Origin of the sequence: Acidovorax sp. BoFeN1 (genome assembly GCF_003345135.1) — a bacterium.
Lineage (GTDB): Bacteria > Pseudomonadota > Gammaproteobacteria > Burkholderiales > Burkholderiaceae_C > Acidovorax > Acidovorax defluvii.
On the sequence record NZ_QOZT01000047.1, the window covers coordinates 19,616 to 28,887 of the forward strand.

At 60.9% G+C, this 9,272-nt stretch carries 5 protein-coding genes and 1 pseudogene; 1 reads left to right on the forward strand and 5 read right to left on the reverse strand.

What is annotated here, in order from left to right:
• Positions 1-321: 321 nt before the first annotated feature.
• The 4 genes from DTW89_RS11715 to DTW89_RS11730 form a co-directional block, all read right to left on the reverse strand.
• Entirely contained in the window at positions 322-1,383 is a 1,062-nt protein-coding gene (locus DTW89_RS11715) for a PD-(D/E)XK motif protein (RefSeq protein ID WP_114656076.1), read from the reverse strand.
• A complete protein-coding gene (locus DTW89_RS11720; protein ID WP_236637123.1) occupies positions 1,380-3,965 on the reverse strand; it encodes a Z1 domain-containing protein in 2,586 nt (861 codons plus the stop codon). The genes DTW89_RS11715 and DTW89_RS11720 overlap by 4 nt, the downstream gene beginning before the upstream one ends.
• Positions 3,966-4,198: 233 nt before the next feature.
• Positions 4,199-6,133, reverse strand: coding sequence for a GmrSD restriction endonuclease domain-containing protein (locus DTW89_RS11725; protein WP_114656078.1), 1,935 nt, complete (start codon positions 6,131-6,133; stop codon positions 4,199-4,201).
• A complete protein-coding gene (locus tag DTW89_RS11730; protein WP_114656079.1) occupies positions 6,130-7,515 on the reverse strand; it encodes a DNA cytosine methyltransferase in 1,386 nt (461 codons plus the stop codon). Before DTW89_RS11730 ends, DTW89_RS11725 begins: the two co-directional genes overlap by 4 nt.
• 333 nt (positions 7,516-7,848) lie before the next feature.
• Here DTW89_RS11730 and mnmA point away from each other — a divergent pair, with 333 nt between their 5' ends.
• Positions 7,849-9,003, forward strand: coding sequence for a tRNA 2-thiouridine(34) synthase MnmA (mnmA, locus tag DTW89_RS11735; protein ID WP_114656080.1), 1,155 nt, complete (start codon positions 7,849-7,851; stop codon positions 9,001-9,003).
• A gap of 201 nt (positions 9,004-9,204) precedes the next feature.
• Here the strand turns inward: mnmA and DTW89_RS19980 are convergent.
• Positions 9,205-9,272: pseudogene (locus DTW89_RS19980) on the reverse strand (single-stranded DNA-binding protein); the annotation flags it as partial.

Sequence of the window (9,272 nt, forward strand, 5' to 3'; positions counted from 1 at the left end):
GCTGTGCACTCTGCCGCAGGGGTGGCAGCTCTGGGCTCATTACGGTCCTTCGAGGAAATCCGGCTGATGCTCGCTCAGCAGCGGGAGCAGTCGATCGCAACCAAATTACGGGCGACGGGTTTGGAGGGCAAAGCAGTTCGTCGCGAAGAGCCAGCCGAGTCCTTCCGACTAATTGCACCGCGCTTTGATCGGGCTCTCCGGAGCCGCTCAACGCCTCTACGACCAGCGCCAGAGAAGCGTTGTGCGTTGCCTAGGAGAGGCGGTAGGTGGGCTACATGACCGGGCACTGGAATACCTTTCAGCGCTTTGCGCAGAGCGCTCCTAACTATTCAGGCCCAGGATTGCCTCCGCGACGCGTCGGACACCCGCGATGGGGTTGTTCAAGGTTATCGTCGCGGGAAGATCCACGCGGAAGCTGAGCGACTGGGCGTCCACATGCTGGTGGGCGAGCACGTCATCGCGCCGCAGCACCTCGACGGCTGGGTCTGCCATGTCGTAGCCCCGGATGAAGGTCAAGCTAAATGGGGTTGTGAACGGAGCCTCGTTGGCCATAGTGGCATGCTCGTATCCGATACCCGACTCCGAGCCGTACATGGCTACGCGTTTAAGAAACTCGTCGACCAAGCCGCCAGCTCCGCTCACGGTGAGTCGCGCGACGATGCTCTCCACCAGGGATGGGATCGACAAGGCAGGCACGTTGGGATCTGTCTGTCGCAGACCGATGCTTACGAGGAGCAGGCGCGATTCCCCAGGGCCGTCATCAGTGGCAGCGGCAGGCTCGATCTGGTGCACGCCACGAACGGCGTGACTTGAGGTAGTGCGAGTTGTGGTCTTTATCTCCACGCCCGTGCCCTCCCACGTGAGGTCCCTTGCTGAGCGGCGCCAGCCATCCCATGCCTGGACGACCGGCCCGACGTGCCTATCATCTGCGCGGCGGCAGAGAGCGTCGAGAAGGAGCAGTTCCCCGACAAGTCCGAGGATGGCGCTCTCGGCTATCTCCAGACGCTTGATGGCGAGTTCGATCAGGGGCTCGATGACGGCGAAAGCGCGCTCCATATTGGCGTCAGCTTTCTCGCGCAATAGTTCGGCGGCAATGAATGCGCCAACCTGATCGAAGTGTCCCAGAGCAGGTAATAGGATGCGGTTTGCGCTCAGCGGCGGTTGGGTGTCACGGTGCCACGAGTGGTAGTGAATCGCGTACTTCACGGTGCTAGTCCGGGGCTTGAGCTGCTCACCTGCAAGGAAAAGTTCCAGGTGTCCGCGACTGTTCCGGGCGACACCGACCACTTGCGCGTCGGTCAACCAATTGATGGTTCTGTCATTTCCGGTGAGACCCGCCGGCACGGCGTTGATCTGCTCGAGAACTTCTTCGTAGCTGGTCATGGAAGGCTCCTTGTCACGGTGGCCGCCCCAGCACGGGTAGCGGCGAACTGCTCGGGACCTCCCGCAGGCAAGCAAACTCCGACTGCGACCGTGGGGTACAGGTCGCCCGGATGTTGATTGACGTAAAAGAGGATCTGACCGTCGGAGCCGCTGGGTCGCCAAGCCGTGTCGCTGCTCATCGGAACAGCAAGGTTGCGATGGTAGTAGTCGAAGTAGACGTCGCCGCGAAACTGGCCCGGGCCAGCGATGGGGTCGCTGGCTCCCCATGTCGTCTTGAGTTCGCCTCCGGCCACACTTTTACGGGTGGCGTAGATGTTGAACGGGAGCCGTGCCAGCGAACTGTTGGACACAGCGGCACCATCTCCGTAACGAATGCCGACCCAGAACCGTGGCTGCCCAACGGTCTTTCGACCGAGGTCGGCGTAGGACCACAGGTCGCCGGGGTGGCCGGTGACAAAGAGCCCCGTGATCGGGCGAGTGAGGCTCGCCAACCAGAGTCGAAGATAGGCGGCGATGGCATAGGGGCAGGCACGCTTGGGTACACCCCCCTTTCCGTCCCTCACGGGCGGGCGGTAGAACGGCGGATCCGGTAGTGGGGCGACTGCGTGTGCTCGGGCTTGGACGCGGTTCCAGATGTCCGCTTGGAAACTCTCGCTCCCGGGCTGGTAGTCGGAGAAAGTGAGGCGGTCCAAAAGTTCTGCGGCCTCGGTAAGTTCGAGTGGCACGTTCAAGATCCGGCCTCGCAGCACGTTGGCGACAGTGACATCGCTGGATGGTCGAGCGAAGAGGTCCGCCACGACGTCTGCATTGGGATCCGCCTGCTGGCCGTCGTTGATGACTGTGACGAAGGGGCGAGCTCCTGGAGACAGGGGAAAGTTGCCGACGCCCGCGATCTTGCCAGTGGCCTCGAAGTTTAAGCCTTGCAGGACAGTCGGGTCAGGGGCGCCGCTCATCATGCGCTCGGTGATTGCGGCGCGAACAGCTTCGTCGACATCGTGATACGCGCGGAAGAGGGCGAGTTGGTCGCTGGAGGCGAATACGCGGCACAGCTCAATATAGGACCCGCGGTATCCGAACCAGCGCTGCATCTGCATTTGGGTGTCGGCCAGCGGGTTAGCCGACGAACGCTGAAACAACGCCGTGGTCATCCCTTCCAGCGTCAGTCCCCGTGCCATTACGTTCCCTGAGACAAAAATCGTGCTGAGGTCGCGTGCGGCGCTCCACCTTCCGGTTCCCGGGTCCTGGCTCGGTGCGTAGGCAGGGCGATCGTCGGCGTTAGGGTCACTGTTGACCACGGCGACCCTAGTCCCCGGGATTATCTCGTTAACGAGCAGGGTTTCGACGGTCTGCCAGGCAGGGAAGCTCTTCGGCGGCAGGGTGTCGAACTCGTCTTCGATTGCTCGGGCGGAGGCAACGTACTTGTCGAGCCATTGCGCCCACGGGGCGGGATCCGCCTGCAGGTCGTTCACTAAGGTGTCGGGGAGCCTGGCGTCGCGTGCGTCGAGAAGCTTCCGAGTCGTCGCCCGGTCCTCGATCCCCGCCCAGAGCAGGATGTCCTCAGCGCCCCGGAAGTGATCCAGAATTGCCGCTGAAGGGTGGTAGAGCATTGAGTGCGGCGAAGTCACGCTGGCAAGGGCTTCGTCCTCGGTGTCAAACTGGGCTGTTATGGCGGACGCTGGGCCGAGCTTGCCGGAGCGGTGCAGGCGGATGGCGCCCGCCACCAGGAAGGCCCGAACGGCATCGGCGATGTCCTGTTGAGCGGATTTGGTCGTGGGCACACACAGGCCGCCCTCCCCCCCACGACGGTAGAAGACCTCACCGCCGGTGTAGTAGGAGCGGATCCCGGCCGGCTCGGGGTACGTAGATGAGCGAGGTGCGTTGAGATTGCCGGGGTCGGTAGTGTCTACCGGATGGCCGACATCGAGCGGAGTGCGAAGTGCAATCATGAAGTCGCGCGGCGCCAGGGGGTTGTGGTCCTCCTGAAGGTGATTCGCCTGGGGTGTCGCCGTGTAGGCGATGTAGGTCGAGAACAGGTTGTCAGGAGAACCTTGGGGAGGGTCCCAAAGGTTGGCGATCGCACGCGGGATCTGCTTCAGCCTGCCGTAGATGGGGTCCTGCGAGGACTCAACAACGGCATCGAGGATCGAGCCGTCGTCGGCCTCGTCATCCAGTAGAAGCATGTGGGCCGTGCGACCCAACTCCTTGACCACGCTGAAGACATTTGCGCGGAGGCTTGCTGCCAAGGCGTGCAGATGATCGGTCTGCTTCATCGCCACGATGATCACAGGCTTACCCTGACTTAGACGTTGTCGAACCTGAGCCGGTGGCAGGCGATAGGTGGTTGCCAGCGGGTGCGTCTGGTCTGACAGTGCGATGCCCGGCAGTGGGCACAGCAGGCGGCGCTTGATCTTCTGTACGTCATCCTTTCCCGAGTCCAATTGTTGCACCAGTCTCTCGTAGGTCTGGCGCCAAAGGGAGAGACGCGTCCCGGCGAGTACGATGATGATGTCAACGCCGCCGTCGATGGCCAGGGCTGAGACACCCAGCATGGAAGCGGTCTTGCCAGACTGAACCGAACCCATGACGAGTCCGGTGCGTGATCGGCGGGAGGACCATTCTTCGGATTTCGCGGTGTCGGCCGCCAGGACTCCGCACCGAAGAATGTAGCGGGAGTCTGCTTCAACTGAGGCACGCGCCGTGTCGGTCAGGCCTGTGAGCTGAGCCTTGTAGCGGGCCCACCATGAGTCCGCCTGCTGAGGAGCGGGCGGATTGAAGTAGACATGCTCGACGAGTGGGGCTCTTCCCGGCACAGCTCTCAACTCTTCGGCTTAATGAGCATCCGCTGCAACGAATCGTACCCGGATGATCCGAACTGCTGCCGTACAGCTTGAGCAGCTTGAGCAGGGTCGATGCCCAGTAGTTCGAGGAGATTTTTGCTGATCTTGGCGATGTAGTCCCACTGGGTCCTGGTCTGCGTCTTATTGGGGCGCTTCCAGTCAGCCGATTTCTCGCTCGCCGTGCGGATGGCATCACCATTCGCCTCAATGCGGTCCTTGATGTCGTCAGGCGAGGCCGCCAAGGCCATGGTCATACCTACGAGGGAACCCACAAGCTGGAGTTCCTGCCACTTAGCGCCCTTGCCCCCGTCCATGAATTGCTCAGACCACAACTCATCGTGCGATGAGTGGAGTTCCACGGCGTGCAGCAGCAGCGAGAACAGTCTGGTCAAGGTCGAGGACTTGGCAAGCGGATGGGACGGGTTCTTCTGAACCGCTATCAGCAATTGGTCGATGTTACGGCTGGTCGATGCCAGATCCCTTCCAGCGGTGTCATGCACCAAGACCGAGATGACCCATGCCAGAACCTTAGTGCGCTTGTATCGCGTGTCGCCGAAGCCGTAGTTCTTCAGTGCCTGGCCGAGGCGACCAAGATTCTCGATGTCGGCTAGCGACTTGGCAATTTTGGCGACATCAGTGTTTGGGTCGGCGTCGCCGGCCGCTGCGAGCGTTGCGCGGGTGAGTTCGACCTCATGGTAGACCGCGTTACGGATCTCTTCCGCGTTCAGGTGCACACCCTGTTTGTTGTAAAGGCGGAAAACCTCATGAATCTGAGCCTGAGAGGCCTGGGTGTACTCAATGACGGGGATCTTGTACTCCACGACGCCTTCAAACAGTTCCTCAACGTCTAGCTGCTGGCTAGCGACGTTGATCTCGTGACGCTTGATTTGCGTGTAATACTTACCGCGGAGAGGTTCAAGGTTGCGACCGACCAGCCCGCCGTCTCCGGTTGTGCGCAGCTTGAACGGAAAGTAGTACTCATTCTCATGCTCGGCTTTGAGTGCGTGACCTTCTAGCGCCTTCCACGCAAGACGAAAGGCCGGATAGTCGTTGTTGAACAGATCAGCCAGGGTCTGGTCGCCTTGGTCGTCGAGCCGCCCATGGTTGTTGAACTTCTTGCTGCTGTGTCGGGCAGCGACCTCCGCAACTTTCTGTTTGGCGACAGGGTGCTTGCCCACGAATCGGAGGATGGCCGTGAGCCTCTGCTTGCCGTCGACGACCTCGTGCGGAATGGATGGTTTGCTGCGGAGCAGGATGATGGAGGGCAGGGGGACGCCCCGAAGGATGGACTCTATTAGGGACTGCCGATCACCATTACACCAGACGTCTCCGCGCTGGTAGGAAGGCGTTAGGTTCGGCGGCTTCTTGGTGAGTTGGAAGATCGGCCAGACGTCGGCTTTTGCTGTGACCGGTTCCGGACTAACCGCCCCCTCACCCGCGTCAATTTCCGCCCACGCGTCAGCCCATGACTGGGTGGCCGAAGCACGACTGGTGCCCTTGGTCTCAAGTTCTTCGAGAAAGTCGATCTGCAACCGCCCGGCGGTATCCACGCGCTCGTTGAGACGTTCCAGCGCGCGGAGACTCAGCGGCGGGTACGCTGTCCCTGGGGCGAGCAAGTCGGCGGGATCGAGCTCGAACTCAGAGATAAGCGCCTGAAGGAAGGATTTGCCCCCCGTGAGCGGAAGATCCTTGCTGAGGCTCAGCCAACCCTGGATCTCGACCAGTTGATTCATCCATGCGTCAGAAGAAAAGTCGACGTCACCGCTGCTGAACATTGAAGATACTGGGGGCACCCCGTCGGGCGTGTCTGAAACCTCAGAAAGAGTTGCCATGCCGTCGGCAAGGCTCTCCAGCAATTGGATCCGCGGATCCTCCTCGTCAAAATCGTCTTCGTCTTCGATGTGGTCGGTCATGCAGTAGCCCTCAGCGGTTTGAGGTGAGAGTTGATAATCGAAGTAGGACGGATGAGCTTGCAAAGTAATCGTTCTGCGATCGCCTTGACGACGTGGGCGTTAACTGCGTTGCCGAGGGCCTTATACGCATCGATGTCGGACGCAGGCAACTGGATGCCGCCAAGACACTGAAGTTCAGCGCACTCAACTGGAGTCATATATCGACGTTTACCGGTCAGGTTAGCACCGAGGATGGGCACTTGGGTTTCCGTGAAGGCGATGAGACTTGGAGAGGTCGTGGGACGCTTGACCCGCAGCCCAGACGCACGCACCTGCAGAACGAAGTTGTCGATGTCGCGCTCTTCACCCTGTGCGTTCCACTCCAGCTTCTGGAAGCTGGAGGGAAAGTCTTGCGGGCGCCACCGTTCTAGCCAGGGATCAATCCAGGACCGGTTGGCTTGGTAGAACTCACGGTTCTGTCTGATGAAAGTCCGCTTCCACTGTGGGAAGTGGAAATCGCCTGCGCGGTTGGCATGGCTCGGTATCCTCGTGATTTGCTCGTCGACCGTGCACTCGAGGGATTGGCCGAAGCTCCCCTTGAAACCCATCTGGCGAAGACCCCACACAGGTCTGCGAGCCCAAACTCCTGATGGAGTTTCGTCTTCGTAAGGGTAAGTTGCCCCGAACTCCATCGCCCAGATCGGAAAGGAAGGTAGCTTCAGCGCGGCCGGCGAGCGGCGCAGGAAGTCGCCCCACATGTCGATGGCTCGCAGCGTTTGTTCCGGGATGGCGCGCTTGGAATGCGCTTCGTGGCGCAGTACCCGGTGGATTTCGGTGGGATTCTTGTGCTTCGCCGGCCACTCAAAATGATCGAAACCCTCGAGTGAACCTACGAAGTAGGCGCGGTCTCGCACCTGTGGAATGCCGAACTCGTGGGGTGAGAAGTGCTTTACTTCGACGGAGTAGCCAAGCTCCTCCAGCAAGCGGATGATCGTGGCCCTGGTGCGGCCGCCGTCGTGCTTGAGGATGTTGGGCACGTTCTCCAAGATGAAGTGTAGCGGCCGTTTGACGCGCAGGATGTCGTGCACCTTGAAGAAGAGATTGCCCTGATTTGTGTCCTTGAAGCCCAGTTGGTCTCCTGCTTTCGAGAACGGTTGACACGGGAAACCCGCGGTAAGGACGTGGTGATCGGGCACGCTCCGGGCGATGATTTCGTCGCTGCTCAGGTCGTTGAGGTCACCCCAAGCGTCGATACCGAAATTGACCTTGTAAAGGGCCCTCAGCGTGGGCTCCCACTCAGCAGCGAACACGCCACGTCCCTCCAATTCATCGAGGGCGACGTGGAAGCCACCCAGCCCAGCGAAGAGGTCGACGAAACGGAAGGCCTCACTAATAGTTCCCATCACTTCGGTCCTGTCCGTCCCCGCCAGATCGGGCGAGATTTCTCATGGTTTGTTCAAACGCTCGCATTGTGTCACTTCTTGCTGTGCGCGTAACGAGGCAGGGTCATGATGGCCGCCTTAGTGAAAAGCCGCTGTAGGACCGACAGCGGTCATAAAGCGGTTGCACGGGACTGGCTGCTCTCAGCCTTGCCCCGACGGTCACGACAGGCCTGCCAATGACCGGTCATGGCCCGAGCGGCCGATCCTTAGCACTACCGGGTGCATGCCCCGCGCGTCGCTACGCGTTCTGCAACCCGCGCAAGGCGACCAGTGCAAAAAAATACAATCGAGGCAATGACTGCCCATACCAAACACCGCATCGTCGTCGGCCTCTCGGGCGGAGTGGATTCCGCCGTCACCGCCCACCTATTGAAACAACAAGGCCACGAGGTGGTCGGCATCTTCATGAAGAACTGGGAAGATGACGACGACAGCGAGTACTGCTCGTCCAACATCGACTTCGTGGATGCCGCCGCCGTGGCCGATGTCATCGGCATCGAGATTGAACATGTCAACTTCGCCGCCGACTACAAGGACCGCGTGTTCGCCGAGTTTTTGCGCGAGTACCAGGCCGGGCGCACGCCCAACCCCGATGTGCTGTGCAATGCCGAGATCAAGTTCAAGGCCTTTCTCGACCACGCCATGCGTCTGGGCGCTGAGAAGATTGCCACCGGTCACTATGCGCGGGTGCGCCAGAACGCTGCCACGGGCCTGTTCGAGCTGCTCAAGGGGCTGGACCCGGGCAAGGACCAGAGCTATTTTTTGCACCGCCTGAACCAGGCGCAGCTGTCCAAAACGCTGTTCCCGGTGGGCGAGCTGCACAAGACCGAGGTGCGCCGCATTGCCGAAGAAATTGGCCTGCCCAACGCCAAGAAGAAAGATTCCACCGGCATTTGCTTTATTGGCGAGCGGCCGTTTCGTGAGTTTTTGAACCGCTACATCAGCCACGCGCCGGGCCCCATCCAGGACGACCGGGGGCGCACGCTGGGCAAGCATGTGGGGCTGAGTTTCTACACGCTGGGCCAGCGGCAGGGCCTGGGCATTGGCGGGGTGAAGGCCAAGGGTGCCGAGCTGAAGGCGGCGCTGGACCGGGGCCAGCGCGGCGTGGGCGAACACGCGCCGTGGTTTGTGGCGCGCAAGGATCTCGAGAAAAACGTGCTGCGGGTGGTGCAGGGCCATGACCACCCTTGGCTGCTGTCGCATGGGCTCGATGCCCAGGATGCCAGCTGGTGCGCGGGCCATGCGCCCGCGCCGGGCCAGTACGCCGCCAAGACACGCTACCGCCAGCAGGATGCGGCCTGCACCGTGGTGAGCGCGGTGGGTGCGGACTTTCGCCTGGAGTTTCCCGAGGCGCAGTGGGCCGTTACGCCGGGGCAAAGCGCCGTGCTGTACGACGGCGAGGTGTGCCTGGGCGGCGGGGTGATCGCGGCGGTGGACCCGTCGGCCTGAGAATGTTAAAGAAAATGGCCTATAGACCTTACTGCATAAGCGCAAGCAGCTATCAATATTGATGCGATGCTTGGTGCAATGTGGCCAATGGCTTGAATGGCTTTTGCCGCCGTGCCGGTTCATGTCAGGTGTTCGTTGCCCAACAAAAATGCCTGCCGACATGAAGTTGGCAGGCATTTTTTTGGGCTGAAGCGTTGGTTTTTAAAACGGGATGTCGTCATCCATGTCGTCAAAACCCGAGGCAGCGCGCGGTGCTTGCGCCACGGGGG